The 26,444-nt window shown below is 58.2% G+C and carries 21 protein-coding genes; 5 read left to right on the top strand and 16 right to left on the bottom strand.

Annotated elements, in window-relative coordinates; all coding sequences use genetic code 11:
• The first annotated feature begins 3 nt into the window (after nucleotides 1-3).
• A complete protein-coding gene (locus tag QEH54_RS03650) occupies nucleotides 4-1,203 on the top strand; it encodes a Rid family hydrolase (protein WP_309017266.1) in 1,200 nt (399 codons plus the stop codon).
• 45 nt (nucleotides 1,204-1,248) lie between these two features.
• On the opposite strand, the gene atzF is transcribed toward QEH54_RS03650, so the two are convergent.
• The 13 genes from atzF to QEH54_RS03585 all read right to left on the bottom strand — a co-directional run bounded on the left by atzF (nucleotide 1,249) and on the right by QEH54_RS03585 (nucleotide 16,873).
• On the bottom strand, nucleotides 1,249-3,048 hold the full coding sequence (gene atzF, locus QEH54_RS03645) for an allophanate hydrolase (protein WP_309017265.1): 1,800 nt from the start codon (nucleotides 3,046-3,048) through the stop codon (nucleotides 1,249-1,251).
• Nucleotides 3,049-3,120: 72 nt separating this feature from the next.
• On the bottom strand, nucleotides 3,121-6,756 hold the full coding sequence (gene uca / locus QEH54_RS03640; RefSeq protein ID WP_309017264.1) for an urea carboxylase: 3,636 nt from the start codon (nucleotides 6,754-6,756) through the stop codon (nucleotides 3,121-3,123).
• A gap of 105 nt (nucleotides 6,757-6,861) precedes the next feature.
• On the bottom strand, nucleotides 6,862-7,497 hold the full coding sequence (locus QEH54_RS03635) for an urea amidolyase associated protein UAAP2 (protein WP_309017263.1): 636 nt from the start codon (nucleotides 7,495-7,497) through the stop codon (nucleotides 6,862-6,864).
• A gap of 116 nt (nucleotides 7,498-7,613) precedes the next feature.
• Nucleotides 7,614-8,330, bottom strand: a complete 717-nt coding sequence (locus QEH54_RS03630; protein ID WP_309017262.1) for an urea amidolyase associated protein UAAP1 — start codon at nucleotides 8,328-8,330, stop codon at nucleotides 7,614-7,616.
• 26 nt (nucleotides 8,331-8,356) lie between these two features.
• The gene (gene nikR, locus QEH54_RS03625) at nucleotides 8,357-8,794 is read right to left on the bottom strand and encodes a nickel-responsive transcriptional regulator NikR (protein ID WP_309017261.1); all 438 of its coding nucleotides are present in this window, start codon (nucleotides 8,792-8,794) and stop codon (nucleotides 8,357-8,359) included.
• An 80-nt stretch (nucleotides 8,795-8,874) separates the two neighbouring features.
• Nucleotides 8,875-10,305 carry a type III glutamate--ammonia ligase gene (glnT, locus tag QEH54_RS03620; RefSeq protein WP_309017260.1) on the bottom strand — a complete coding sequence of 477 codons (1,431 nt, stop codon included), beginning with the start codon at nucleotides 10,303-10,305 and terminating at the stop codon, nucleotides 8,875-8,877.
• Nucleotides 10,302-11,087: a creatininase family protein gene (locus QEH54_RS03615; RefSeq protein ID WP_309017259.1), complete on the bottom strand. Its 786-nt coding sequence runs from the start codon at nucleotides 11,085-11,087 to the stop codon at nucleotides 10,302-10,304. The genes glnT and QEH54_RS03615 overlap by 4 nt, the downstream gene beginning before the upstream one ends.
• A gap of 8 nt (nucleotides 11,088-11,095) precedes the next feature.
• Entirely contained in the window at nucleotides 11,096-11,998 is a 903-nt protein-coding gene (locus tag QEH54_RS03610; RefSeq protein WP_309017258.1) for an ABC transporter ATP-binding protein, read from the bottom strand.
• Entirely contained in the window at nucleotides 11,995-13,386 is a 1,392-nt protein-coding gene (locus QEH54_RS03605) for an ABC transporter permease (protein WP_309017257.1), read from the bottom strand. The genes QEH54_RS03610 and QEH54_RS03605 overlap by 4 nt, the downstream gene beginning before the upstream one ends.
• A gap of 122 nt (nucleotides 13,387-13,508) precedes the next feature.
• The gene (locus QEH54_RS03600) at nucleotides 13,509-14,504 is read right to left on the bottom strand and encodes an ABC transporter substrate-binding protein (protein ID WP_309017256.1); all 996 of its coding nucleotides are present in this window, start codon (nucleotides 14,502-14,504) and stop codon (nucleotides 13,509-13,511) included.
• A 233-nt stretch (nucleotides 14,505-14,737) separates the two neighbouring features.
• Nucleotides 14,738-15,706: a TIGR01777 family oxidoreductase gene (locus QEH54_RS03595; RefSeq protein WP_309017255.1), complete on the bottom strand. Its 969-nt coding sequence runs from the start codon at nucleotides 15,704-15,706 to the stop codon at nucleotides 14,738-14,740.
• An 82-nt stretch (nucleotides 15,707-15,788) separates the two neighbouring features.
• Nucleotides 15,789-16,298: a hypothetical protein gene (locus QEH54_RS03590; protein ID WP_309017254.1), complete on the bottom strand. Its 510-nt coding sequence runs from the start codon at nucleotides 16,296-16,298 to the stop codon at nucleotides 15,789-15,791.
• A gap of 128 nt (nucleotides 16,299-16,426) precedes the next feature.
• Complete coding sequence (locus QEH54_RS03585; RefSeq protein ID WP_309017253.1) at nucleotides 16,427-16,873, bottom strand: thioredoxin family protein; 447 nt, start codon at nucleotides 16,871-16,873, stop codon at nucleotides 16,427-16,429.
• A 117-nt stretch (nucleotides 16,874-16,990) separates the two neighbouring features.
• Here QEH54_RS03585 and QEH54_RS03580 point away from each other — a divergent pair, with 117 nt between their 5' ends.
• A complete protein-coding gene (locus QEH54_RS03580) occupies nucleotides 16,991-17,428 on the top strand; it encodes a GatB/YqeY domain-containing protein (protein ID WP_309017252.1) in 438 nt (145 codons plus the stop codon).
• Nucleotides 17,429-17,465: 37 nt separating this feature from the next.
• On the opposite strand, the gene QEH54_RS03575 is transcribed toward QEH54_RS03580, so the two are convergent.
• Nucleotides 17,466-19,274, bottom strand: a complete 1,809-nt coding sequence (locus tag QEH54_RS03575) for a SpoIIE family protein phosphatase (protein ID WP_309017251.1) — start codon at nucleotides 19,272-19,274, stop codon at nucleotides 17,466-17,468.
• A gap of 550 nt (nucleotides 19,275-19,824) precedes the next feature.
• On the opposite strand from QEH54_RS03575, the gene QEH54_RS03570 reads away from it, so the two are divergent.
• The gene (locus tag QEH54_RS03570) at nucleotides 19,825-21,711 is read left to right on the top strand and encodes a glycoside hydrolase family 2 TIM barrel-domain containing protein (protein WP_309017250.1); all 1,887 of its coding nucleotides are present in this window, start codon (nucleotides 19,825-19,827) and stop codon (nucleotides 21,709-21,711) included.
• Between the two features lie 205 nt (nucleotides 21,712-21,916).
• Nucleotides 21,917-23,269 (top strand): TolC family protein, encoded by a 1,353-nt coding sequence (locus QEH54_RS03565; RefSeq protein WP_309017249.1) that lies wholly within the window; start codon nucleotides 21,917-21,919, stop codon nucleotides 23,267-23,269.
• A 132-nt stretch (nucleotides 23,270-23,401) separates the two neighbouring features.
• Here QEH54_RS03565 and QEH54_RS03560 read toward each other — a convergent pair whose 3' ends face one another.
• Nucleotides 23,402-24,169: a ThuA domain-containing protein gene (locus QEH54_RS03560; protein WP_309017248.1), complete on the bottom strand. Its 768-nt coding sequence runs from the start codon at nucleotides 24,167-24,169 to the stop codon at nucleotides 23,402-23,404.
• Between the two features lie 146 nt (nucleotides 24,170-24,315).
• Nucleotides 24,316-24,804 carry a hydrogenase maturation protease gene (locus QEH54_RS03555; RefSeq protein ID WP_309017247.1) on the bottom strand — a complete coding sequence of 163 codons (489 nt, stop codon included), beginning with the start codon at nucleotides 24,802-24,804 and terminating at the stop codon, nucleotides 24,316-24,318.
• A 572-nt stretch (nucleotides 24,805-25,376) separates the two neighbouring features.
• Between QEH54_RS03555 and QEH54_RS03550 the strand changes: the two genes are divergently transcribed.
• A complete protein-coding gene (locus QEH54_RS03550; protein ID WP_309017246.1) occupies nucleotides 25,377-26,426 on the top strand; it encodes a hypothetical protein in 1,050 nt (349 codons plus the stop codon).
• Nucleotides 26,427-26,444: the final 18 nt, after the last annotated feature.

The following is a 26,444-nucleotide window of genomic DNA, read 5'->3' as shown; positions in this document are numbered from 1 at the left end:
ACTATGATACAGACTTACATCAAACCCAAGCTCACTGCAAAGCTCGTCGAGCGAGAAACCTATTCAGACTACTACATTACGGTAGAGTCTCCCAACGTGGGGGCGGTCGAAGAACAAGTCGCGGCCATCTACGCGGAGGCTATCGAACTGGTTGTTGAGAAGGAGATTCAGGTCCTGCAGGAAAAGATTCACGGTAGCGCCGATGCGCTCGACGCGTTTTGCAAAGCTCGCGAAAAACTCTTCGAAAAGGCGGGTTTGGACAAGAGCCTTCCCTTCACTTACGTCGAAGGCCGTCCCCTCGATGGACAGGACATTGTGAGCCTGCAGATCTGGGGCATCGTAGCGAAGAGCGATTCGATAAAGGTGGAAAAGCACTTCGAATCCGAAACGCCGTCCTTCCTCTGGAAGACGAAGGATTTCGAGCTATTGTACTCGCCACAGATCCATGGCTACGACGAAAAGGACAAGGAGAACAAGCCGAACGTGACCGATCAGTGCCAAACCATGTTCGAACGCTGCTCGTCGGTGCTGGACAACTTCGGCATGGATTTCAAACGTGTCGCCAGAACCTGGATATACTGTCGTCGACTCCTGGATTGGTATGGTGAGTTGAATCGTGTGCGCACTGAGCATTTTAAGAAGGCGGGCATCTTTTCCACTGGCAAGCCTCCCGTTTATCCTGCGAGCACTGGCATTCAAGGACGTTTCGGCAATGAAGAGTGCTTCTTGGATCTATTGGCGGTGAAGAATGTCAGTGAAAAAGGGATCGAAATGACTCCGATCGTCACCACTTCGCGCCAGCATCAAGCCTTTGGCTACGGTTCCGCATTCTCACGCGGAATGGTGCTGACCCATGAAGGGTATCGCACGGTTTACGTTTCCGGTACCGCCAGCATCAACACTGCGGGCGAGAGCACATACATTGGCAATGCTGAGATCCAAGCTTTGGATACGCTTATGAATATTGCGGCGCTTCTGGAAGATCAAGGTGGTAGCCTAAAGGACATTCACATGGGCGTGGTGTACTGCAAAACGCAGGAGGTGTATCAAGACTACAAGCGCGCCCTGCGACTGCTCGGCATCCCTGAAATGCCTCTGGTTTGCGTGGAAGCGGATGTGTGCCGACACGAGCTCCTGATCGAAATCGAGCTGGTCGCAGTGATCAAGGATGGCGACAGCAATACCGCTCGCTGGCAGCCGTAAGATTTCTCAAATAGAGGCCGTCCTCGAAGGACGGCCTTTCTGTGTCTAAACTTCCTGAACCGTCTCGAGGTATGTCCTCCAGCTTGCATGCTGGGTGACCTCTTTCGCGTCTTCAACTGCCCAGGCTTCGCAGGAGAAGCCTTTTACGAAAGAGCCATCAGCGAGCTCGATGTTTGCGATGCCGAGCGGGGCGGGAATCTGGGCGATGAAGGCGGCCCATTGGCCTTTGGGCAGGTCCCAGATCTCCACGTCGATAGCGGATCCGTTTTCCGCATCGCGGATCATGCCAGGCTTGGGCGGCGTCGTTCCGGGTAGGGCGTAGAGGCGATAGGCGGACGCGGTCCGTGTGGAGCGATTGAATACAGCGCCCAACTCGGTGAGCTGGTGATTGAGTGGAAGCCCGCTCATGTGGGCGCCACAGACCAGAATGGGCAAGCTGTCGTAGGAAGGCGCTTTGAGGGACCCGTAGCGTTTGTTTTCGGTGGCTCCAAGTGGAAGCTCGCTCGCTTGCTGAAGTCGGTCCGCGATAACCAGAAGTTTTTCGTCGTGAAAAGCGGGAGCGATGAGGGTGATGCCGAAGGGAAGCTTTTTCGGCGTGAATCCGGTAGGGGTGGCGACGGAACACATGTCCAACAGATTCATGAAGTTGGTATAGTATCCGAGATTTGAATTCAATTGGATGGGATTCGCCTCGACTTCGGCGATAGTGTAGTGGGTGCCCGCGGTGGGAGTGGCCAGAAAGTCGACCTCGTGCCAGATCGTCTCTGAGGTCTGTTTGAAGGCCTGCAATTTGTAGGCCGCGTCGAAGGCGTCAACGGCGGTGCCTTCGATACCCTTTTCGATGATGGCACGAGTGGTCGGATGCAGACAATCTGGGACGGTTTCGATGAGTTCTCGAATGGCCCAGTAGCGCTCCGCAACCCATGGGCCTTCGTAAAGCAGTCGGGCGGCGGAGAGCAGCGGTTCGATATCGATCAGCTTGCTTTGGTAGCCGAGCCCTTCGAGCCGCTTCACGGCCGCGAGGTATTGGTTTTGGTAATCCTCGTCGCCGAAAAACTGCAGCTGATGCGGCAGTGGAACGCCCATCCGTAGATCATTTCGGTGAACCTTTTGGGTGTCGGCGAGTTCAGTGGGGTTCGCTCGGCTGTAGGCGTCTTGTTGGTCGAAGGAAGCAGCGATGCGGAAAACGTTTTGGGCATCCGCTGCATTGTATGCGAAAACGGATACGCAATCTAGCGACTTGCAAGCGGGGACCACTCCGCGGTTGGAGAAGAGCCCGCGGGAGGGCTTGAGGCCGATCAGGTTGTTGAAGCAGGCTGGAATTCGCCCTGAGCCAGCGGTATCGGTGCCGAGAGAGAAGGATACCTGTCCCAGAGCGACGGATACGGCGGAACCGGAGCTGGATCCGCCAGGGATGTAATCAGGGTTGAAGGCGTTGCTTGGCACGCCGTAGGGCGAACGGACGCCGACCAATCCCGTGGCGAACTGATCGAGATTGGTTTTGCCGATTGGAATAGCGCCGGCGGTCCGAAGCAGGGCGACGACGTAGGCATCCTTGGAGGCGAAATAGCGGTAGTCTGGACAGGCCGCAGTGGTGGGGAGATTCGCTACATCGATATTGTCCTTCACTGCGAAGGGAATACCGTAGAGAGGTAGGGAGGCTGGATCTTTCGTTTCGAGTTTGGCAGCCTGCTCAAGGAGACGGTTGGCGGAATCGACGGATATCCAAATTTTGGAGTCGCCCGCGTCGATGCGGGAGAGGACTTCGCGAATGATATCTGTAGGAGTGTAGTCGCCAGCGAGATAGCCTTCGCGGAGGGTGGTGATGTCGAAAGAAATGTTCATGAGAGGATTGCCCACGAATGACCCGAATGGGCGCGAATTTATTCGAGAAGATTGGTGTGATTCGTGGGAGGTTTAGGTTCTCAAAATTGCGAGGGTTTGCCCTTTTTTGGTGGGTGAGCCTTCTTCGGCTAGCAGTTTTTCCACGGTGGCGTCGGTGGGAGCGGTGAGGTTGATTTCCATTTTCATGGATTCCACCACGAGGAGAGTGTCTCCTTTTTTCACTTTGTCGCCTTCCTGTACGCAGATTTTCCATACGCTGCCAGGGACATGGCTCTGAACGGGAGAGCAGCCCTCGGGAATGTCATCTTCTACGGCGAGTGCTCCTGCAGATTCATCGGCCACGAAGGTGGCTTGGCCGGTTTCGATCCAACGCTGGCGTTCGGCGTCGAAGGCTGCCTGTTGCTTGGCTTTGAAGGTTTTGATGGAATTGTCGTTGTCCGCTAGGAATCGATTGTAGTCGGCAAGATTGAACTCGCTCTCTTCGACTTTCAGCTCGAAGCGTCCGTGGATGAAATCCTCTCGCATCTTCAAGAGCTCCTTAGCGGAGACTTCGTAGAAGCGGATTTGGTCGAAGAAACGGAGCAGCCAGGGCTTTCCTTCTTTGAAATCCTTGGTCTGTTTGTAGCGATTCCACATTTGCACGGTGCGTCCTACAAACTGGTAGCCGCCAGGTCCTTCCATTCCATACACGCAGAGGTAGGCTCCGCCAATGCCGACTGCGTTTTCCGGAGTCCAGGTGCGTGCGGGGTTGTACTTCGTAGTGACGAGGCGGTGACGCGGGTCAACTGGAGTGGCGACGGGCGCGCCAAGGTAGACGTCACCCAAGCCCATCACCAGGTAGCTGGCGTTGAAGAGGATGTCTTTTACATCTTGGATTGAATCCAATCCGTTGATACGGCGAATAAACTCGATATTGCTCGGACACCAAGGAGCGTTTTTGCGAACCGATTCGTATTTCTTGATCGCTAGCTGGGTCGCTTCGTCATCCCAGGAAAGCGGCAGCCAAACGGTGCGAGTCGGCACTGTCATCTCCGTGATGGGAGGAAGCACGTCTTCGATGATCTTGAGCTTGTCGACAAGCTCATCGAGCGGAATCTGCAAGCTTTCGTAGTGAATTTGCAATGACCGAATGCCTGGCGTGAGCTCTAGAATCCCTGGAATATCGGCAGATTTGACGGCTTCCATTAAGGCGTGGGCTCGGAACCGTAGGTTCAGGTCGAGCTTCATTTCGCCGTATTCAACGAGGAGATACTTATCGCCAGAGCGACGATAGCAGACGGAAGGGCGATCGAGGACTGGCTGCTCGGGGATGGTTTCGAGGATGGCGTCTTCGGTGCCGTAGCGGGAAGATGGGAACTGCGGCTGGCTCGGCGATCCAGCCCTACCTTGGAATACCTGCTCCTGCGCCGCTTCTAGCCTCGTGGCGGTCGTTTGGTCGACTTTGGTGAAGCGAATGGTGTCGCCTGGCTTGAGTTGTCCCATCATCCACAGGTCGGCTTTTATGATGGTAGCCGGGCAGACGAAACCGCCGAGAGAGGGGCCGTCAGGTCCGAGGATTACCGGCATGTCTCCAGTGAAGTCGATGGCGCCGATGGCGTAGGCGTTGTCGTGGATGTTGGAGGGATGGAGGCCCGCTTCGCCACCGTCGGCGCGAGCCCATTTGGGTTTCGGACCGATGAGACGAACCCCGGTGCGAGCGGAGTTGTAGTGTACCTCCCATCGAGTATCGAAAAAGGTTTCAATATCCTCGTCGGTGAAGAAGTCGGGCGCTCCATGAGGACCATAGAGCACTCGGATTTCCCAATGATGACCGTAGTTTGGAATCTGGGACGGAAGGGTTTCCTCCAAAGCCTGTAGGTTGGACTCGGAACGCGTTTCTTCATCGCTGCCCAGCGCCGGGTGGTTGAAGTGCAACACGTCGCCTGGCATGAGGGTTCGGCCGCAATGGCCGCCAAACTGGCCTAAAGTGAAGGTTGATTTGCTTCCGAGGTAGTCGGGAACATCCAGTCCGCCCTGGACCGCCAGGTAGGCACGGCAGCCGTTTTCGGTTATTTTTCCAGTTGCGAGTTCGTCGCCAGCCTTGATTTGAATAGGCGTCCAGAACGGCACGCTTTCGCCATTGAGTGTCGCGTTGGTGGGGGCTCCTGTTAGGGCAATGGTGGTGGCATGGTTGAAGACAAGCGTGGGGCCGGTGACGGTGATTTCCAGGCCGGCGGCTTGGTCGGGATTGCCCAACAACTTGTTGCCCATGCGGAATGCGTAGGAATCGAAGGGACCAGACGGAGGAACGCCGATGTCCCAATAGCCTACGCGACCGGGATAATCTTGAACCGTGGTTTGGGTGCCCGCTTCGATCACATCGATCGAATGAGGCTCGTATTTGAGCGAATCACAGAATTTCGTCGTGTGTAGCGCCTGGTTGAATACATCGGACGCGACGATGTTTTCCAGGTATTCAAGATTGGTTTCGATGCCCTCGACGCGTGAGTCGGCCAAGGCCGAGGCGAGCGCGTCGATAGCGCTGGACCGGTTGTCCGCCTTGACGATGATCTTGGCCAACAGAGGATCGTAATACGGGGAAACCTCAGTGGACGTTTCGATCCAGGTGTCGACGCGGACCGAATCGGGGAAGCGAACTTCGGTGAGCAGACCGGAAGAGGGCTGAAAGGTTTTGTTTGGGTCCTCTGCATAGACGCGGGCTTGGATTGCGGACCCGGATGGTATTATTTTCAAAGTATCGAGGTCTGGCATCTCCTGCGCAGCTAGCTCGATCATCCACTGCACGAGATCGACCCCGGTGACTTCTTCGGTGACGCAATGCTCGACCTGTAGTCGCGTATTGACCTCCAGAAAGTAGAATTGGGAAGCGTCGACGTCGTAGACGAACTCGACCGTGCCAGCTGAACGGTAGTTGACCGCTTTCGCTAGGCGCACGGCGGTATTGAGAAGCTCGGTACGCTGCTCCTGCGAGATGGCTGGAGCAGGCGTTTCTTCGATGACTTTCTGGTTTCGACGTTGAACGGAGCAGTCTCGTTCGCCCAGAGCGATGACTTTGCCTTTTCCATCGCCAAAAACCTGGGCTTCGATGTGGCGGGCTCGCTGCACGAACTTTTCCAGGAAGATGCCGGCGTTGGCGAAGTTGTTTTCTCCAAGGCGCTTCACGGAATCATAGGCTTTGATCAGTTCCGTTTTGCTCCAGCAGAGGGTCATACCGATACCGCCACCGCCGGCGGTCGACTTTAGCATGACCGGGTAGCCGATTCGGTCGGCTTCGGATTTCGCATCGTCCAGTGTATCCAAGAGATCGCTACCTGGGAGGAGCGGAGCGTTGTTCGCGATGGCCAGCTCGCGAGCGGTGTGCTTGAGGCCGAATTTGATCATTTGCTCCGGAGTGGGACCAATGAAAACGAGACCCGCTTTCTCGACCGCCGTGGCGAAGTCGGCGTTTTCCGAAAGCAGTCCATAGCCAGGATGGATGGCTTGCGCTCCGCTGGACTTGGCTGCTTGGAGAATGGCCGTCGTATTGAGGTAGCTTTGTTTAACCGGAGCGGGACCGATGTGGATCGCTTCATCGGCTAGCTCCACGTGACGGGCGAACTTGTCGGCGTCGGAATAGATCGCCACCGAGGTCACACCCATTTTGCGAAGGGTTTTGATGATGCGACAGGCGATTTCGCCGCGATTGGCTATGAGGACTTTGGTAAACACGGGAGTGTTGGAGAGGTTTTTTCGCCCACGAATTCCACGAATGGGCACGAATTTATTTTGAAATGATATGAGCCAATTCTTGAAAATTGGTGAGATTCGTGGGAGCTAATCCCAGATGATGGCTTCGACGGGGGTCGGGTTGTAGGCGTTGCAGGGATTGTTGAGCTGCGGGCAGTTCGAGATAAGAGCGATGACGTCCATGAGGGCAACCATCTCCACATAGCGGCCGGGGGCGCTGATGCCGTCTGCGAAGGTGAGTTTGCCTTCGGGAGTTACGGGGACGTTCATGAAAAAATTGATGTTGCAGGTGATGTCGCGCTTGCCGAGGTCGTCGTTGTGTTCGTGTAGTCCGCAAATGAAGCTGTCGCGGCAGGCGTGCATGTGTTCCTTTTCCAGGGCGTAGCGCATGGTGTTGGACTCGCGGGAGCAGGCTCCGCCCAGTGTGTCGTGACGTCCGCAAGTGTCGGCGGTGATTTCGAGCAGCTCGTTTCCTGCGGTGGAGATGAGCTTGGTTCCGGTGGTGAGGTAGAGGTTACGCTGCAAGCGAATGGTATCGCTGGCGCTGTAGCGATCGACCGGGTCGTGGGCGTTGTAGAAAAGCGTATCCGCGGCTTGGTTACCTTCGAGGTCGAGAATACGGAAGGTTTGGCCCTTTTTGATGAGGCGGGTCCAGTGGTCGCCCGCTTTGATCACTTGGCGGTAGACGGCGTCCGCGGGATTGAGTGGAGATTCTTTAAGCATGGATGTTGAAGTTTCTTCTGCCCACGACGGAGGCTTGCCGGAGATGGCGAAGCAATTGCGCGAATGGGATTTGATGTAGTGATTCGTGGAGATTGGTGATATTCCTGGGAGGACTTTTAGAAGCGGAGAGCGTTGTAGGTGGCGGTGTTCTGGTAGGCTCTCAGGTTTTCAGGGCGAATCTGCAATGACGCATCTTCAGCGGAAACGGACGTCGCCTCGGAAATGGTGAGCTTGACTTGTTTCTGTCTGTATTCGGAACTTGGATTCAACGGATGCGGGCAAGTGTTGAGAACGACTAAGGTATCCAGTTCGAAGCGAAGCTCTAGGTAGTCGCCGGCTTTGGAGTTCCCTTCGACGTAGCTCAAGTTGCCCTCCTCATCGGAGACGATTTTGGAGAACCAGTTGATGTTCGGCACGAGGTCGCGTTTTCCGAGGCCCCATTTAGCGAGTTCGATCAGGAAGCAATCGCGTCCATTTCGATAGAAGTCGTTGCGAAGGCTTTGATAGTCGCCCGTTCCGTATTGAGCCTCAATCGACTTGGCGTCTGAAGTTCCGCAAACGGTGTCATGCCATCCGCAGGTATCCTCAGTGATCGCCGCGAACAGCCGGCCCATGTCGGAGTGGATGCAGAAGGGGGCTTTGAGGTAGAAGATGTGCTGGCCCTTGAGGGTGTCGGGCATGTTGTAGCGTTCCTGCTTCTCGTAGGCGTTGTAGAGCAGCATGCCGACGTTGGCTCCGCCTTCGATGTCGGTGATTCTGAGCGAACGGCCGCGCTTGATGACCTTGGACCACATGCCGGAGTGGGAGAGGGTTTCTTCGTGAATGTGTGACATTTTACGTGATGAGGGAAAATGGTTGATTAGGACTGCTTCTGGTGAAGAGGCGGCATGATGGTGGAGGACAGGTTGAGCTTGCCGGTTTTCACGCCTTTGCAAGTGATGAGCTCGTTGGCGATCGATCGGAGCGTTTGCGAGGGGCCTTGAACCACTAGGACTTCCATGATGTGGTCATTCTCTAGCTGGACGTGGAGCGAACTGATGACTTCGGCGAGGTGCTTGCGTTGAATCTTGCTCAGGGTGCCCAATAGATTGTTGCGACGCGTATTGTAGAACAGGGTGATGGTGCCAGCCATGACCTGGTCTTCCTGATCGCTGCTGGCCTCGATGATTTCCCGGTTGAGGATTTCCGTGATGGCCTGGGAACGATTGGCGAAGCCGCGCTGAGCGAGCATGCTGTCAAACTTAGCGAGCACAGAGCGTGGTATAGTGATACTGACGCGTTCCGCTGGGTCGTTCATTTCTTCTAGGTCCATAAGTATTACGAAATACAAAAAACGTAATACCTTTCTGGTGGGTTTCGGCAAGGATTTTCTTGGGGTTAGTAGAGGCGGGCGTATCTATCGATCTCCCATTGGGCGATGCTTTGGTGATATTGACGCCACTCCTCGGATTTGTAGGTGACAAACTCGTTGTAAAGGGTGTCGCCGAGGGTCTGGCGGGTGAAGGGATCGGAAGCGAAGGCGTTGACTGCCTCTTTGAGTGTCGTGGGCAGTTCGCTGATGCCGCGTTCCTGCATTTCCGAGGGCGAAAGCTCGTAAAGGTTGACCTCCTGCGGATTTCCCGGATCGAGCTTTTCTTTGATGCCTTCCAGTCCGGCGGCGAGGGCGAGGGCCGCGGCGAGATACGGGTTGCAGGCGGCGTCGGCGTTGCGGGATTCCACGCGACCGCCCGACATGGGGACGCGCAGGGAATTGGTGCGGTTGTTGCGTCCGTAGGAATTGAATACAGGTGCCCAGGAGTAGTAGGCCATGAGACCGCGGCGCACCAGGCGTTTGTAGCTGTTGACGGTCGGTGCGAAGGTGGCGCAGAGGGCGGGGCCGTGCTTGAGGATGCCAGCGATGAACTGATAGGCCAGCTCGGTGACCCCGAGTCCGCGCGGGTCTTCGGAATGCGGGCGTTTGAAGAGGTTTTCACCGGTCTCTAGATCGTAGAGCGACATGTTGAAATGGGCCCCGCTGCCGGTTTTGTCGGCGAACGGCTTGGGCATAAAGGTGGCGAGCAAGCCTTCTTCGCTGGCGTAGTGTTTGGCCATCATGCGGAAGAAGGTGAAGCGGTCGCACATGGTGAGGGCGTCGGCGTAGTTGAAGTCGAACTCGAATTGCGAGTTGGCATCTTCGTGGTCGAAGGAATAGAGCCCCCAGCCAAGGTCGTCGATGGAGGTGGCCATCTTGTCCAGCCAGTCGTAGCGATCCATGAAGCGCTTGATGTCGTAGCAGCTCTTGGTCAGGTTGTCGTCCGTATTCGGAATTTGGATCGTGCCGTCCTCGTTCTGTTTCACGACGAAGAGCTCGCACTCGATGCCGAGATTCATGCCGAAGCCCAGCTCCTTGGCCTCCTTGAGCACCTTTTGCAGGATGACGCGAGCGTTCACCTCATAGGGCTTGTCGTGCAAGGTGTTGTCGGCAGGAATCCAAGCTACCTCTGGATTCCATGGAAGTGGAATAATCATGCCGAGATCGGGCACGGAAGCGATTTCGTCGTCGTTGGGCGCTTGTCCCAGGCCGTCTAGGGCGTAGCCGGTGTAGAGCTCGGAGCCGTGGGCGAAGTGCTCGAAATGGGAGAGTGGGACGAACTTGCCTTTTGGCGTGCCATGAAGGTCGACGTAAGAGCCGACGCAATACTTAACCCCAGCCTCCGCTAGCTTGCTCTGGATGGCGTTTAGCTGGTCGTTGGTCCATGGATACGACTCTTCGTAAATAAAGCCGCGAGCTTTGTTATGAGATTGGTAGATGCTGGAGAGAGCGGTCATGCGGTTTCGGGATTTCGGAAGTAGGAATTTTCCAGGGGCGGTGTCTCGCTGAGCCCTGTTTTGATCAGTGAAACGAGCTCTTTTTCGAGACGCTGGTAGAGGGTCTTGCCGGCTTCGGCGGTCGCTTGGCTAGGGGATCCAGTTACGCCGTTGAGGCTGGTGCGATTCACCGGATGGGAGAAAACGCAGCCGCCGGTGCGATCGGGATCGTCGGAACTGGCAAGCTTATCGGCGCGGACGGAGGAGGGTGCGAGATGGAGCACGAGGCTGGTTTCCGCGGCGTTGGCGTGCCAATCGTCGGCGTCCTCGGAAAAGGTCGCCGCGATCTCGGGAGTGAGCTTTCCTGTGTTGAAGAGAGCGATACAAAGGTCGTCGTAGCGAGCTCTGAGAATTTCCAGGGCGCAGCGCAGCGGGGCTTCGTTGGTGACGTGGGAGTTGACGAGGAAGAGCTTGCGGATTCCGGCTGGGTAGAGCCAGTCGGCGATGTCGGTAACGACGGAGATGAGCGTCTGGGGACTGAGGGCCAGGGTACCAGGCCACCGGTGGGAGTGCCCGAGCGAGCAGCCGTAGGGAAGAAGCGGTAGGGTGGGTACACCGGTTTTTTGGGCCACGCTGGCGCAGAGGTGACGTCCCAGCAAGGAGTCCATGCCCACCGTGAGTTGCGGGCCGTGTTGTTCGGTCGCTCCAATAGGGAGAATCGCGGCATCCGTGCCGGAGGAGATCAGGTCGCTGATCTCCTCCCAGGTGAGCTCTTCCCAATGCGCTGACGCCGTCGTATTCACTTTATGGATTATTCGACTTCGTCGTCGACGCCGGTCATGCGAACGATCGGCAGGTCCTCTGCTTCGTCTTCGGTTTTCTTGGGATGGATCAGTTCTTCGAGGCGCAGCTTGGTCGCGAGAAATTCCGGGCTGAGCAGTTGCTCCGGTTTTCTCGGTCGAGGGACAGGCACCTCTACGAACTCCTGGATCTCGCCGGGATTCGCTTTGAGGACGAGGATGCGATCGGAGAGGTAGATGGCTTCGTCGAGATCGTGCGTGACGAACATGATGGTGACGTCGACGTTTTGCCAGATCTGCAGCAAGTGAGCCTGCATGTGGCTGCGGGTGTGCGGATCCAAGGCCCCGAACGGCTCGTCCATGAAGAGGATCTGCGGCTGGTTGGCCAGCGAGCGGGCGATGGCGACGCGTTGCTTCATCCCGCCCGAAAGCTGGCTTGGATACTTCTCTGCGGCGTGGGAAAGACCGACCAGATCGATCCACTGCATGGCCTCTTGCTCCACCGAGGCGCCCGATCGGCCGTTAACTTCCAGGCCGAACATGACGTTCTTTTTCACGCTCAGCCAGGGAAACAAGGTGTAGCCCTGGAAAACCATGCCGCGGTCGGCCCCCGGTCCGCTCGGCTCGTTGCCATCGAGCAGGAAGGTGCCGCCAGAGAGGGTTTCCAATCCCGCCAGCATGCGGATCAAGGTCGACTTGCCGCAGCCTGATGGGCCGATGACGGATATGAACTCGCGTCGATGCACGTTGAAGCTGATCGGACTGAGCACGTCGACGGTGCCCTTGGCGGTGGTGAAGCTTTTGCTGAGGCCTTCGACTTCCAGCTTGATGGGGCGCTTGTAGATGTCGGCGAAGCGCGCTTTGACGGCCTCGCTCTGCTCCTTGTAGCTCGGCAGGTTCAGTGAATCGCTCATGACTTCGCTCCTCCGTTCAAGGGTGTGCTGTAGGCTTTGCGGTCTACCAGCCAGAGGATAAAGCGGCCAATGACTCCGTGTTTCTTCTCCGACGCTTCAGGCGTCCATGGGAAGAGGTACTTGCGCAGCGAGGAAAGGAATTGGTCGGTGACGAATCCGGACATGCCGATCAGGATGATGATGGGGAAAACGCTATCGAAGTTTCGCCAGCGACCCTGGGTTTCCAGAAACTCGGTCAGACCGCTTTTGACTCCGATGAGCTCGGCGATGACCAGCCATGTCCACGCCCAGCCCAGCAGGATTCGCATGTCGTTGTAGAGGTTGGGCGTGATGCCAGGCAGTATGACGCGGCGGATCAGAGTCAGGTTTTTCGCTCCGAGAGTCTGGGCCGCTTCGAGCAAGGAGCGGTCAAGCTGGCGAGTGGTATTGGCGACCACCAGGACCAACTGGAAGAAGGTGCCGACAAACACCAGGGCGATCTTCGGGGCGTCGTGGGCCAGGAAGACGGCCACCAGCAAGGTGCTGAAGGCGGGGGCTGGCATGTAGCGGAAGAAGTCGATGAAGGGCTCGAAGAGCTTGGAGAAAAAGTCGAAAGTGCCGCAGAGAACGCCGAGAGGAACGCCGATCGCCGCCGCCAGCAGGAAGCCGGAGAAGACGATGCGAAGCGAGTGCTTGTAGCGCTCGAACATGGAGGGCTTGTCGTCTTCGGACTCGAAGGTGAAATCCTGAATGCCCTTGATCACGACCTCATGCGGAGCGGGAAGGTAGACCGGGTTGGCGGAGATGCCCTGCGGCACGAGTTTCTCAAGCGGCGTCTCCGGCAGGTCGCGGGAGTTGAAGGTGGGGGAGCTAGCTGACATGAGAGCCCAGTTTCGCTCGATGATAGCGCGGTTCTCGTCGCTGAACTTGACCTTCGTTCCCCGCAGCTTGCCCTCGGCCACGCCGCGCCAAATTTCGTACAGGTTTTCGTCCTCCTTTGCTTCTTCGCGGGTCAGCCATTTGTTGGCGATAGCGGCGTCGGAAATATGCCGCATAATCTTCACATTCGCTCTCCGAGTGGCGAAACCGTTTCCTTCGGCATGGCCGGAAGCTCGTTCGGCGAGGATCTTCTCATTGTCCGAACGGATGGCGGCGACGAATTCCGGGTAGTAGGTTTTGGAGAGATGGTCTCCCGCGGTATAGACCGTGGTGACGTCGCTGCGGTCCGCGGAGATCTGAAGTTTGATGTCGGGATGCCAGATGAAAGGCGTATAGCTAACAAAGGCCCAGGCGGCCAATGGGAGGACGAAGGAGAGGACGCTCAGCGCGAGGCGCTGCTTGGCGTCGAGGTCCTTTCGTATGGCGAACCAAGGGCTAGATCCCTTGGCGCGGTTTTTTCGTTCGGTCATGTGGACGCGAGAGTATCGAACTCAGAGGAGGATAAGGCTGGGTGTGGACATAAAGAAGACGGGCCGGGGCTTTGGCCCGCCTTCGAAAGAGGGGAAGAGGGAGTGACAAAATTGCTGAGCGCCTACTTTACGGACTCGGCGTACTCTTTGGTGAGGCTCGGATCGAGGTACTGGATGGTATTGAGAGGCTCCTCGTATACTCCCATGGATACATTGAACTCGTCCGAAATCACGGTCGATCCGTAGACCGACTTGAGTCCCTCTGCCTGTTCCCAGATGGGGAGCGCTTCCTCGAGGCTCAGGATATAGGTGCCTCCGAAAAACGGTTCGTACTCCTCGGGAGAAATGGCTACGCGGCCGGCGAGAATTTCCAGGGCTTCGTCGATGTTTTCCTCATCCTTGATGAAGTCGACGATGCGGTACCAGACCTTGACCACCTTCATCCAGTCGTCGCGACGCTTTTCCAAGCTTTCCGGATCGACGAAGAGAAGGTCGTAAATGACGCCAGGAACGTCCGCGGACGTGAGAACCGGCTTGGAGTTGGCGACCGTTTTGAGGGCTTGACCGGAATTCGGCTGCCAAGCTCCGATGGCGTCCACGGCGCCCGATGCCAGCACCTGAGGCGTTTCATTGGTCGGCGTATTCACGATGGTGAATTCGTCCGGATCGATGCCGGCCGCTTCAGCGCCCTTCATGAGGAGCAGGTGGATGACGAAGCCCTCTTCTAGGCCGATCTTCTTGCCCTTTAGGTCGGCCAGCGAATCGATGCCAGGAGCGGCGACGATCATGTCGTTGCCGTTGGAGAAGTCGTTGATGATGATGCCAACGGATGGCTTTCCAGTGCCGCCGGTGACCAAGGCGTCGCCGTTGGTCATGGTGACCGCGTCCAGCAGTCCGGCTGCGTAAGCGTCCATGGAGGCGACGTAGTCCATCCACTGGAAGTCGACGTCCACGCCTTCTTCCTCGAACCAGCCCTTCTGGATGCCGATTTCCCAGGCCACCCAGCCTGGCCAGTCGGAATAGCCGATTTTCAAGGGTTCGGCTAAGGAAGTTGAGAGGAGGGCGAGAGGTGCAGCGACAAGGGCTGCGGCGCGGGCTGCGAGACGAGAGAACTTCATAACACGTGGTCGATCAGGTTTCGAGATGAGTAATACGTTTAGAGAGAAACGTATTACGATTCACGTGATTCGTAAGCAGCCAGCGTGCCACGCCTCTTGGGCCAGCCCAAAAGGCCCATTTTGGGCGAAAAGGAGCGTTCTAGTTCGCTAGACGAGTGGAAACTGCTCGTTTTTCAGCGATCTTCGGCTCGGTTTTTTCGCTTGGTTCGGCTCCGTTTCGATCGATTGGGCGTTTAGGCGTTGGCGATCGGGTCCTTGGCGGGGCAAGGCTGGAGGCTGAAGCTTGGAGAATCTCTCAGGTCGGACAGGGCTTCGTCGAGAAAGGGGAAGGCGAAGACGAAGCGTCGCTTGAGCAGGATCTCCGGCAGCACGTACCGGCTTTTCAGCACCAGCTCGCTTTCGGTTCGCAGTAGGAACGCCCCGGCCTCCAGGATGGGCCGGTAGTGAACGAGTCCGAAATGGGAGCCAAGGCTGTTGCGTAGGGTGCTCATGAATACGCTGTTGGGAGCGGGAGCGGGAGCGGTGATATTGACCGGGCCTTCGATTTGGTGGTCTTCGATGAGAAAGGTGACGGCGCGGGCGAAGTCGAGCTCGTGGATCCAGCTGACGAGCTGCTTTCCGGCCCCGATTCTACCCCCCAGTCCCCAGCGGGCGAGGCGAGCCAGCACTGGGTAGACGCTGTTGTCGCCATCGCCGAGAACCATGCTGGTGCGCATGGCGATGCGTCGGGTGCGGGGTAGGTCGTCGCTGAAGCATTCGTTCTCCCAGGCCTTGCACACGTTTTCGGAGAATCCTTCGCCGAAGGTCCCGGTGCTCTCGTCCATGGGGGTGTGCAGACTGTGCTGGTAGATCGTGCCGCTGCTGGCGTTGAGCCAGACGGGAGGCGGGTCGTTCGCTGCCTGTAGGGCTTTTTTCAATACGGAAGTCGACTTGAGGCGGCTTTGCAGTATGGCCTCTCGATTGGCTTCGGTGTATCGGCAGTTCACGGACTTGCCGCATAGATTGATCAAGGCGTCGGCGCCTTCGAGTTCCTTGGCCCAATCGTCCATGGACTCGCCGTCCCATTTCACCTGTTTGGCGGGAAAGGGGAGCGAGAGCGGCTGTCGAGTCAGGATGCTGACTTCCCAGGATTTGCTATTGAAGTAGCGGGTGAGGGTCTGACCCAGAAATCCGTTTCCGCCTGCGATGACGATGCGTTTCATCGCTGGGTCGGGTTGAAGGTTGCGTAGGCTTTCATCGGCGTATCGATAGGTGTGGCGAGCGTCGCGTCGGCAGGGGCGCGGCTCAGGAGAGCAGCTTCACCAGTTTGGGCAGCAATGCGCTTTGTTCCTTGGTGGCGATCTTCTCCATCATGGTATTTGCGAGAGTGACGAATTCGTTGAGGGCGGTGAGCTGTTTGTGAAATTCCTCGCCCTCAGCAGTTTTGATGCCCTTGGAGCGATTGATGCAGTCCTGCAGGACCATGCTGGCCGGTTCGGTCTCGCGTCGCTTGCGCTCGCGGGCGAGGGTGCAAAAGATCTTCCAGACCTCCTTCTCCGCTTCGAAGTGGTCCTTGCGTTCGCCGCGCACGATGACCTGCCGGATGAGCCCCCAGCTGATCAGTTCGCGCAGGTTCGTATTGGCGTTTCCACGACTGATATGCAGGGCCTCCATGATCTGGTCGGTGTTGACCGGAGCGGGGGATACCAGCAGCAAGGCGTGTATCATAGCCATGGTGCGATTGATGCCCCACTGGCTGCCCAAGGCGCCCCATTGGGTGACGAAGTCGTCTTTGAGTTGGTCGAGTTCGCTCATGCGCGTTTCATGTGGTCGGAGACGATTTCCGCAGAAATCTGAGTTTTCAGAAAATATTGAAAATACAGGAAGTCAAGACGCGAATGCCGTGCAGGCGCTGCGATGCTGGAGAGCGGCCAGCTGCTTTTTTAGAGCTGGGCGGCGAAGAGGCTTGGGTCGGTGGTGATCGGGAGCTGCTTGAGCGCGTCGCCCTGGGGATTGAGCACCAGGAGCGTGGGAAAGGAATTCACTCCATAGCGCTCCTTGAAGGCTTGGCCTTCTTCGGACTCGAAGTCGATGCGGGTGTAGACATAGGAGTCCGCGATGCGCTGTCGCACGGTTTCATCCACGAATATGGTCTTGTCTAGGGATCGGCAGGTTGGGCACCAGATCGCGGACAGGTTCGCCAGCACGGGTTTGTTCTCAGCTTCCGCCTTGGCGAGGGCCTCCTGGAAGCTGTGCCGGGGCAGTCCGGTTTCGGCGACTGCCTTCTGGCCTAGGCGGGTCTGGACTTCCACGTTGATGAAGTAGGCGGCGAGGACGAGAGCGGCGAGGACGAGGTACTTGATCCAGGGCTTCTTTTTCGTATCTGTCATGGTGGGAAGGACGTTAGGAAGGGGGAGATGAATGAAAGGCGCTCGTAGCTGAGAGTCATTAGGCGGGCTAGATATTCAATTGCCAAGAGAGAATAAGCTCTGACAATGGCCGACGAAATGAAAGACAAGCTCAAGCAACTTCATCAGAAAGCTCGTTTGGCTCGCGATCCCATCGCGACGGAGGCCTACGGAGCGGCGCTCGCTGCGATCCAGGAAGGCGAAGTTCGGGCCAACGAGGATTTCTCCGAGGCCAAGGTGATCGCGGTGGTGGAGAAGGAATCCGGCAAGTTCGCCGAATCCGCCGATGCGTTCGCCAAAGCCGGTCGCGACGACAAGGTTGCCGAGCTGCGTCAGTGCGCCGAATTGCTTATGGCCTTGCTGCCTGAAAAGCTGGAGGCGGAGGCCTACCCCAAGCTGGTGGCGGACGCTATCGACGCGACAGGCGCGACCTCGATGCGGGACATGGGCAAAGTGATGAGCAAGCTCAAGTCCGATCATGGAGCCGCTCTGGACATGAAGCTGGCTTCGGCCGAAGTGAAGAAGACGCTCGGCTAGAAAGAGAGAGCGACAGGGCTTTTCCTCGGGCGTCCGGTTAGTCGACCTGGGCCCCGTTCACAGGACGCGTGGCGCCGCCGATCTGACTGAGGCGCAGGGCGACGAGACAGATATCGTCGTCGAACTCCTTGCTGCCGGCGGTGAGTCGCAGCGCCGATCGCACGGTCTCCAGTTGCTTGGGCAAGGACAGGTTTTCGTTTCGCAGCAAGATGTCCTCCAGCTTCTCCGTGCCGAAGTCCCGCCCCATGGCATCCTTCTGCTCGGTGATGCCGTCGGTGTAGAAGAGGATTTCCGTGAGTTGCTCGAACGAGAACTCCCGAGCGGTGAAGACCTCGTTGGGAATCAATCCCAGAGCGGGGCCGATTTCGCCGCAAGGCGAACTCAGAAATGCGGACTTACCCGACTCGTCCCTGGTTTTCCAGATCGGATTCGGGTGCCCTGCGTTGGCGATGCGAGCCAACCCGGAGTCGAGATCGAGCGTCATGTAGACCGCGGTGGTGAAGCGAGGAAACTCAGGTCCCTCCGCCAAGGCGCAGAGTCGGTTGTTGAGCCGAGAGAGCACTTTTCCTGGACGATCGAGCAGCTTCGGCAATTCCATGACCAGACCGCGGAGCAGCATGGTGACCAAGGACGCCTTCACGCCGTGGCCCATGACGTCGCACACCAGGACGCCTAGCTTGTTACGGGAAATGGGGATGAGATCGAAGAAGTCGCCAGCCAGGTGGTGGCTCGGCTTGTAGTAGTAGCTGGCGTCGATCTTCCAGCGCTCGCCCGATCGGGTGAACTGCCGGTTGGCGTCGAAACCCATCGACATGAGGGTTTCCTGCAGCTGGCGAGCGACTAGGAGCTCCGCTTCGAACTCCTCGTTTTTGGCGCTGAGTCGCTCGCTCAGGGCTCGAGCCTGCTCTTCCGCCTCCTTCTGCTCGGTGATGTCGTAGGTCATGCCCACGATGCCTTCGATGGTCAGGTCTGGGCCGCGCAGGGGCACCTTCGAAGTGACCACCCAGCGCTGCTTTTCGAAGACGCTCTTATCGAATTGGACCTGGTTTAGGATCGACTTTCCATCCTCGCGCACCTGTCGGTCCTCTTCCCGAATCTGGTCGCGAAGCTCGTGCCGGGTGAATTCCGAGAGTCGGTGCCCGATCACGTCCTTGCGGTCCTTCACCCCGATGGCCTTGCGGTAGGCCTCGTTGATCATGATGAATCGGTTTTCGTAGTTTCGTACGAACACGCGGCAGGGGAGGATCTGGATGATGGTTTCCAGCAGGTTCTTCTGCCGTTCCACCTCGCGCTCTGCCAGGTAGCGTTCGCTGATGTCGCGGGAGATGCCGAAGGTCCCGATGACCGCTCCGCTGGCGTCGCGCAGCGGAAGCTTGCTGCTGATGATGCAGACCTTTTCCGCGTCGTCCGTCTCCAAGTCCCGCTCCTCGTGCAGATTCCAGCCCACGCCGGTGCGCACGATCTCCTGCTCGTCCTTGTAGCGCTCCAGAGCCTTGTCCCGCTCGAAGAAATCGAAGTCGGACTTGCCGATGGCGTCGTTGGGATCGTCGACACCCAGAAAGCGAGCCTGAGCTCGGTTGACGCAAATGAAGCGGCTGTCCTTGTCCTTAAAATAGACGTTGTCGGGCAGCGAATCCATCAGCTGCCAGAAGAAAAGCTCCATGTCGACCTTCACCGAGGAGTCGAAGTGGGAGTAGTTGCCAGCCCGATAGGCCTGCTCCAGGGCCGCGGAGAGAGCCGCTCCGGAAACCGCAACCTTGCGATCCTTGGGCGCCGACGGGTCCAGGCCGAGAGTCGTTCGGGCGATCTCGGTCAGGCGCTCAGGGGTTTCCGGGGGAGAGGGCATAACGGGCTAGGGTAGATGGCAGTCGCGGCTTGCCAAGTAGGGAAGTGTCAAAAAGGCAGCAATTTTACGTTTTCGGAGAGGGATACGAGTTAATTATAATCATACCGTGCGGATTAGGCTTCGATCGATGCGACCGCTCCCGGGCCAGCGCGTTCATTTTCCGTTGGGAACGGCGCGGCCGCGTTTCGAGGCGAGATGGGGCGAGCCGTCTTTCTCTTCGGCAAGCGCCCTGGTGGGCGGTAGGCAGGTTTCGGGCCAAGGCTGTCGTTTCTGGACGCATGTATTAGGCGAACCCTATTTCAGCCCGCTGGACGGACCTCGTTCTGTAGTGGGCGCTTCCATACAGCGCTGCGAATCGCGCTGCGGAAGCCGCCGCGTCTGCTCGAAAGGAAGCGGGCGGGAGTTGATTTTCGGATACGTTCCGTCTGCCGCGTCTGCAATCTGCAGCCGGGGGTCTCATATGGATGAGCGATAGGGCGTGACAGTCAGACGCTTTCGCCCCGATTTTTCGGTAGCCTGACGGGTTGGCTTAGCCCATGATTCCCCGACTATGAAAACACCCCTTCTTGCCCTTGTCTTAAAAACCCTAACCCCTTTGCTCGTCTTTCTTTTCGTCGGCTCGTCTGCTGCTGGCCGCGAAAACAACATTGCGAACGTCTATCCTCGAGTCGATCAGGTGCTCAATGGAAAGTGGCGCGTGATCGTCGATCCCTACGAGAACGGCTTCTACAACTACCGCTACCAGCCGTTCGATGCCAGCGAACCAGCCTACGGCGGTTATTTTCTCGATCGACCGGTGACGGACAGAACTGTCCTGCAGGAGTACGACTTCGATACTGCAGACACCCTGACCGTGCCCGGCGACTGGAATTCTCAGGACGACAAGCTGTTCTACTACGAGGGATCGGTCTGGTATCGGCGAACCTTCGACTTCGACGCCTCTCAGGCGAAAGGCCGCCAGTTTCTGCATTTCGGAGCGGTGAACTACGAAGCTCATGTCTATCTCAACGGACGCAAGCTCGGCGTCCATGTCGGAGGGTTCACTCCGTTTCAGTTCGAAGTGACGGATCGATTGGAGCACGGCCGAAACTCGCTGGTGCTCATGGTGGACAACAAGCGGGAGAAGGACGCCGTGCCGACGCTGAATACGGATTGGTGGAACTATGGCGGCATCACCCGCGACGTGCTGTTGCTGGAGACGCCGGAGACCTTTGTGACCGACTACAGCGTAGCCCTCGATCCGACCGGAGCTTTCATCGAGATCGCAGCCCAGCTGGAAGGCCCGCAGCTTTCGCAGCGCATTTCGGTGGAGATCCCCGAACTGGAAATCGTTCAGTCGATCCAAGCCGACGATCAGGGGTACGCCGAGCTGCGCTTGCCCGTGCCCTCCGAGCTGAAACGCTGGTCGCCGCAGTCGCCCAAGCTTTACGAGGTGGTGGTCGCTTCCGATACCGATCGGGTGGAAGATCGAATCGGATTTCGCACCATCGAGGTGGAAGGCCGGGATATATTGCTCAACGGCGAGCCCATTTTTCTGCGCGGGATCAGCATCCACGAGGAAAACCCCTTCCGCGGCGGGAGAGCGTTCGGGGTGGAGGATGCCCGGCTCCTGCTTGGCTGGGCCAAGGAGCTCGGGTGCAACTTCGCTCGCCTCGCGCACTACCCGCACAGCGAGTACATGGCTCGGGTGGCGGACGAGATGGGTATCCTGCTCTGGGAGGAAATCCCCGTCTACTGGACCATCTCCTGGGAAAACGAGCAAACCTTGGCCAACGCCCGCGCTCAGCTCAAGGCGTTGGTCGACCGAGACAAGAATCGCGCGAGCGTGATCATCTGGTCCATGGCCAACGAGACCCCGGTCAGCGAAGCCCGGACGGCCTTTCTCAAACGCTTGGTGGACGACACGCGTCAGCTCGATCCGACGCGACTGATTTCCGCCGCGATGGAAGTGCATTCGGAACCCGGCAAGGGGGACCACAAGATCGTGAACGATCCCTTCGGAGCCTACACCGACATTCTCAGCTTCAACCAGTACATCGGCTGGTACGATGGGCTGCCTGAAAAGATCGATCGCGTGACTTGGGAAATTGGATACGAGAAGCCGGTAGTGATCAGCGAGTTCGGGGCCGGCGCCTTGCAGGGCAAGCGAGGGGATGCAGTGACCCGTTTCAGCGAGGAGTTTCAGGCCGACCTCTACGCCCGCACGGTGAAGATGCTGGAACGCATCCCCGGCTACAGCGGGACCACGCCCTGGATTCTGGTCGATTTCCGATCGCCCCGTCGTCCCTTGCCCGTGGTGCAGGACGGATGGAATCGCAAGGGTCTGATCGGCGACAACGGCGTGCGCAAGCAGGCGTTTTTTGTACTGCAGGACTACTACGAAAAAAAGGCGGCCGAAACCTCCAACGCTCAATCCGAGTTGCAAGCGGCTCCCTAGCAGGACCTCGTCCACCGGGAATCGGCGAGATTTCGCTCAGCCCGGAGGCCAGCAGCCGGCGCTTCAGTGGACTTTGGGTGTAACCGGAGACCGGAATCTGCGTAATCGCTGGGGTATGCCGAGGGACTTTCTGAGGATTTAGCATATTGATATTGCTGAAACCATCCGGGAAGACCTAGGTTCCCGCTCTCAACTCTGCTTAACCATGGATTTATCGCGACCCTTTCGCTTACGCATCTTATCTCTCCTCGGCGCGTCGCTGCTCGCCGTCGCTGCCAAGGCGCAGGACGATTCCTATTCGGTATACGAAATCCCGGATCGGCTCGATTTGCAGACCGCTCTGCAATTCGCGGCGGAGCACAACTTCGAAATCCTCAAGGCTAAGCAGAGGATCGAGGAGCAAAACGGCTTGATCATCGAAGTCCGGGCTCAGGCGCTGCCGGACCTGTCGGTGAATGGTCAATACATAGAGCTCGATGAGGGATTGAGCGAGTTCGCGCCGCCTCCATCGTCGCAATGGGGCGTGTCGCTAGACGTGCGGCAGACGCTCTATTCCGGCGGCGGCGTGCGAGCGGCCCTCAATGTGCAGTCGCTTATCGAAGACGCGGCCCTGCTGGAGCTGCAGAGCGTGATTGACGATGTCTTGCTACTGACGCGCCAAGGCTTTTACGGAGCCCTGCTTGCCCGCCAGGAAATCGAGGTGCAGGAGGACAACGTGACCTTGTTGGAAGAGCTTCTTAAAAACGCCCAGGACCGTTTCGATGTCGGATCGGGCACGCGTTTCGAGGTCCTGCGAGCGGAGGTCGAGCTCGCCAACGCTCGTCCCGCTCTGATCCAAGCGCGAAACGACTACCGCATCGCGATCGAGGAGCTGCGCCAGATCCTTGGCTTTGTGGCCGCAGACGGCGTCGCCCTCCACAAGGTGCCGGAGCTCGTGGGCGATTTGCCGTATTCGCCGATCACCTACGATCTCAGTGGCGCGATCGAGCAAGCGCTGCAGATCCGACCGGAGCTAAAACGATTGCAGAAAGTGGAGGAGGCCCGCGAGGAAGGCGTGGTGATCGCCAAATCCGGACTTCGGCCCGAAGTCTCGCTCGTCGGCTCCTACGAGGCCAACAAGCCCACCTATTCGTCCAGTTTCGACCGAGCCCGCCACGGGTGGACCGCAGGCGTGCAGGTCAACGTGCCCATCTTCGACGGGCGACGAGCCCGCGGCCAGATCATCCAAGCGAAATCCCAGCTCGCCCAAGCCGAGCTGGAAACGCGTCAATTGTCGCTCGCCATCGAAGTGGAGGTGCGGCGCGCCCTTTCCGAGCTGCAGGCAGCCACGGAGCTGGCTCAGGCGTCGATCAAGGTGGTGGAGCAGGCGGAGGAGGCCTTGCGTCTTGCGGATGCTCGCTACGAGGCGGGAGAAGCCTCGCAACTTGACGTGCTGCAGGCCCGGGTGTCGCTGACCGAAGCCCGCCTCAACCAGGCGCAAGCTTTCTACCGATACAACGTGGGAGAAGCTCAGGTGCGTCGAGCCATCGGAATCGCGGATCCGTACGTGGAGCGATAGCCAAGGGCGCTTTGCAGGTCGTCGAAACGGAAGACAAGGCGCTCGTGCAGGGCATCGGCGCCTCGTCTTCAGGTGATGTCCGGCTCCCGCCGACTTGGGCGAACCAGGCGCGGCAGGGGCCGATGCTCACGATCAATCGGCGGACTTGAAGCCGTTTCCAGTCGCCGCCCAATAGATGCCGCCGTAGACGTGGTGCATGAAGTCGGCGTCGCTGTAGGTCGCGGGCAGGTGGCCCAGCGCCGTGTAGAAGGCTCGGCCGCCGTCGTATTCCTTGTACCAGCTGATCGGGTGGAAGTCGCCCATGCCTTCTCCCTTCTTAGCCCCCCAGTTGGCCGCGGGGCGGTAGGTTTTTTCGTCTACGCTAAGCAGGTAGTTCAGGTCGTCGGTGCGCGGAGCGTCGAACTCGTACCACTCCTCGGTGAAGAGAAACTTGTCGGCGAAGCGATCCATGCCTGGAAAGTCTGGATCCTCCACTTTCATCACGCCGGTTTGGATGGCGGGGTGGATATGAAACATGTGTCCTACCATCTTGGTGTACCAGTCCCAACCGTACTCGGTATCGGAGGCGCTGTGGATGCCCACATAGCCGCCGCCCGCCTGGATGTAGCGCTCGAAGGCCGCTTGCTGCTGGTCGTCGAGAACGTCGCCGGTGGTTAGCAGGAAGATCACCACGTCGTATTCCTTGAGCTTCTGGTCAGTGAAGACCATGCCGGTGTTTTCGGTCCAGTAGACCTCGAAGTGATGCAGCTTGGACAGTTCCTGGATGGCGGTCACGCCGGCGTTGATGGAATCGTGGTGCCAGCCATCGGTTTTGGTATAGAGCAGGGCTTTGAACTGCTGGGCGAAGAGCGGGCTGGCGGCGCAGGCCGCGAGCAGGAGGGACGTTACGAGCTTTCTCATAGATTTTGCTTTCGGGAAAACGGTTTTAATAAGGGGCGAGTTTTATGAAAAGCCTATGCATAGGAATCGGGAGGAGCAGGTCAAACCGCGACCGATTTACTCTTACATTTTGGGAGAAACGGGGACCAGCTGACCGACCGAGATTCTCAGGCGATCGGCTTGAGGGCGTAGGCCTCGGCCCGCTCGACGATCCAGCGGCTGGCCTCTTCGATGGCTTCCCGAACGCGAGGGCTCATCGAGGCGAGGGGGGTGGAATCCCTGCCTTCGATCCCCAGCACGATGAGCTTTGGGGGCAGCTCGCCCAAGGTCCGGATGAGCTCCAGGGCTTCCGGCAGTCCAAAATCGTGGGTGGCGAAGTTTCCGAACAGCTCCGTGGGCAAGGGAGACTTGCTGGCGTCGAACACGTGCAGGGCTCCCTCGGCGCCATGCGATCTGATGGCAGTGACGATGACCGCTTGCCGATGGCCTTTCATGGCCACCATCAGGTCGAACAGTTCGCCGAACACCGATCTTGCCTCGACGCTGTCGTTGTTGGCATTTTGAATCCGCTCCGCCACGGCGGGTCCCACACGGTCATCTCCCCAATCGGGGTTCCCGACGCCTAGCACCAGTAGTAGAGGTTGATGTTCGCTCATGGACGTCTGAAAGGTCGAGCGAAGCTTCGTGGACGGAGCGCGAGGGCGATCGAACTCCAAGCCCCCGGATAGGGCCCTTCGTCGTTTCGAAGCTTGCGGTTGAGGTCGTTTCTGTTGGCGGAGCGCTTCGCTTGCCCGTTTTGAAAAACGGCGAGGGCCTGTCCAGCGCATCGGTACGGCAGGTCGCGAAATGAGCCTAGCGATTAGTCCAGCTCATGTTGTGGGGTGCGATGCATAAGCAAACTACGCCAAGGGCAGCGTGGCGTCAAACGCGCCGAACGGATTTCGGGCCCCTCTGGCTGCGTTTGAAGCAATTGAATAGCAGGGTGTTAGCAGACCTTTTAGGGCGGCCCGTACCGCAGCCCTTCGGCAGTCGAAAGGCACGCTCGCATTTCCCTGCTTGGCTCGTGTTTTGTGACTCGAAATTGGCAAACGGAGGCCTAACCTAGGCGGGCTTAAACGTTATGGTTTCACCGATATCACCTTCGACCAGCCGCTTTTGTCCTGTATTGGAAAAATCGATTTCCCCGCAGGATTGCGCGTCTTCGCGCATCACCGAGCTGAGCTGTCCGATGGATTGCCCTTACAATCCGTTCAATCCTCGTTCGCCCAAGGCTTTCGACGCGATCGTCAGCCGTGGGCTGACCGGGGCGGCGCGCTGGCTGGAGAAGACGGTGGGGCAGGGAGAGTGGGCCCGTCGTTTCGACGCCATGGACCGGCGCTTTCTCCCCGAGCGCGATCTACCGCTGATATCCTACGAAACGCAGTGGTCGCTGCTGGACCGCGCCTTGGGGGGCGAGGCCTACCCCGCGGTGCAGAGCGCGTTGGAAAAGCCCGAAGGCAGCGGCCTGCGCAACGAGATCCGCATCCTCCTGCAGAAGCTTTCCCGCAGCAGAGCCATGCTGGTGGAGGTCATCGAGGCGAATCAGACGCTTCCCTACTACCGAGTGTGGAACGCTTTCGATCCGCAGGAAGAATTTCTGTATGTGGATTTTGGAGACCAGGAACCTCTGGAAAAAGGGGCCCTGATGTTCGGGCGTTTCCTCAGTCACGAGAATTGTCTCTACGTGATTCCTGGCGTCTTCGTGGGTTCGCCGGACATCAAGGGGCAGATCATGGAGGAGCTGGTGGACTTTTTAGGCGTGCAGGAAAGCGAAGTCACCGACGCCATGCAGGACAGCTTGCCTGAGGTCTGGAACATCTGCGCCGGAATCCAGGATGAGCGCGATGGCGTGGGAGAGTTCGGAGACGAGGCGTCGGCGGACGCTCCCTTGGCGGACGAACTCTACAGAGTGACGCTTACGCCCTTGGTCAGCAAATCGGAGTTGGTGCTGACCTTGCGGCACCATCCCTTTTTCGAGGAAGTGGGCGCTTCGGAATATGGTGTCGACCCCTTCGGCGAAACCGCTTTCGACATCACCGTCTCGCCGCCGCTACCCGGCGACCAGAGTTCGTTTTTGGACGAAGAGGAGAATCCGGACTACGCGGTGGAGGACGAGCCGATTCGCGTCGGCACGCTGCGGGCTGGTCCGGACTGGATCACCATCAGCGCATTGAACCCGGTTGAGCTCGAATTGATCAGAGCGCTCGTGGTTCAGCTGGTGGCCTGCGAAGAGGCTTAGCGGCCGGCTTGTGACGCT

The organism is Pelagicoccus sp. SDUM812003, from assembly GCF_031127815.1.
Lineage (GTDB): Bacteria > Verrucomicrobiota > Verrucomicrobiia > Opitutales > Opitutaceae > Pelagicoccus.
The sequence above is the reverse complement of the archived record's forward strand: the minus strand, read 5'-3'. Positions and strand labels throughout refer to the sequence as shown.

What these genes read in the sequence shown, in the direction of transcription:
- QEH54_RS03650 (WP_309017266.1), top strand. Translation starts at nt 4, where the DNA reads ATGATACAGACTTACATCAAACCCAAGCTCACTGCAAAGCTCGTCGAG.
- atzF (WP_309017265.1), bottom strand. Translation starts at nt 3,048, where the DNA reads ATGAACATTTCTTTCGACATCACCACCCTCCGCGAAGGCTATCTCGCT.
- QEH54_RS03635 (WP_309017263.1), bottom strand. Translation starts at nt 7,497, where the DNA reads ATGCTTAAAGAATCTCCACTCAATCCCGCGGACGCCGTCTACCGCCAA.
- QEH54_RS03630 (WP_309017262.1), bottom strand. Translation starts at nt 8,330, where the DNA reads ATGTCACACATTCACGAAGAAACCCTCTCCCACTCCGGCATGTGGTCC.
- nikR (WP_309017261.1), bottom strand. Translation starts at nt 8,794, where the DNA reads ATGAACGACCCAGCGGAACGCGTCAGTATCACTATACCACGCTCTGTG.
- glnT (WP_309017260.1), bottom strand. Translation starts at nt 10,305, where the DNA reads ATGACCGCTCTCTCCAGCATCTACCAATCTCATAACAAAGCTCGCGGC.
- QEH54_RS03610 (WP_309017258.1), bottom strand. Translation starts at nt 11,998, where the DNA reads ATGAGCGATTCACTGAACCTGCCGAGCTACAAGGAGCAGAGCGAGGCC.
- QEH54_RS03605 (WP_309017257.1), bottom strand. Translation starts at nt 13,386, where the DNA reads ATGACCGAACGAAAAAACCGCGCCAAGGGATCTAGCCCTTGGTTCGCC.
- QEH54_RS03600 (WP_309017256.1), bottom strand. Translation starts at nt 14,504, where the DNA reads ATGAAGTTCTCTCGTCTCGCAGCCCGCGCCGCAGCCCTTGTCGCTGCA.
- QEH54_RS03595 (WP_309017255.1), bottom strand. Translation starts at nt 15,706, where the DNA reads ATGAAACGCATCGTCATCGCAGGCGGAAACGGATTTCTGGGTCAGACC.
- QEH54_RS03590 (WP_309017254.1), bottom strand. Translation starts at nt 16,298, where the DNA reads ATGAGCGAACTCGACCAACTCAAAGACGACTTCGTCACCCAATGGGGC.
- QEH54_RS03585 (WP_309017253.1), bottom strand. Translation starts at nt 16,873, where the DNA reads ATGACAGATACGAAAAAGAAGCCCTGGATCAAGTACCTCGTCCTCGCC.
- QEH54_RS03580 (WP_309017252.1), top strand. Translation starts at nt 16,991, where the DNA reads ATGAAAGACAAGCTCAAGCAACTTCATCAGAAAGCTCGTTTGGCTCGC.
- QEH54_RS03575 (WP_309017251.1), bottom strand. Translation starts at nt 19,274, where the DNA reads ATGCCCTCTCCCCCGGAAACCCCTGAGCGCCTGACCGAGATCGCCCGA.
- QEH54_RS03570 (WP_309017250.1), top strand. Translation starts at nt 19,825, where the DNA reads ATGAAAACACCCCTTCTTGCCCTTGTCTTAAAAACCCTAACCCCTTTG.
- QEH54_RS03565 (WP_309017249.1), top strand. Translation starts at nt 21,917, where the DNA reads ATGGATTTATCGCGACCCTTTCGCTTACGCATCTTATCTCTCCTCGGC.
- QEH54_RS03560 (WP_309017248.1), bottom strand. Translation starts at nt 24,169, where the DNA reads ATGAGAAAGCTCGTAACGTCCCTCCTGCTCGCGGCCTGCGCCGCCAGC.
- QEH54_RS03555 (WP_309017247.1), bottom strand. Translation starts at nt 24,804, where the DNA reads ATGAGCGAACATCAACCTCTACTACTGGTGCTAGGCGTCGGGAACCCC.
- QEH54_RS03550 (WP_309017246.1), top strand. Translation starts at nt 25,377, where the DNA reads ATGGATTGCCCTTACAATCCGTTCAATCCTCGTTCGCCCAAGGCTTTC.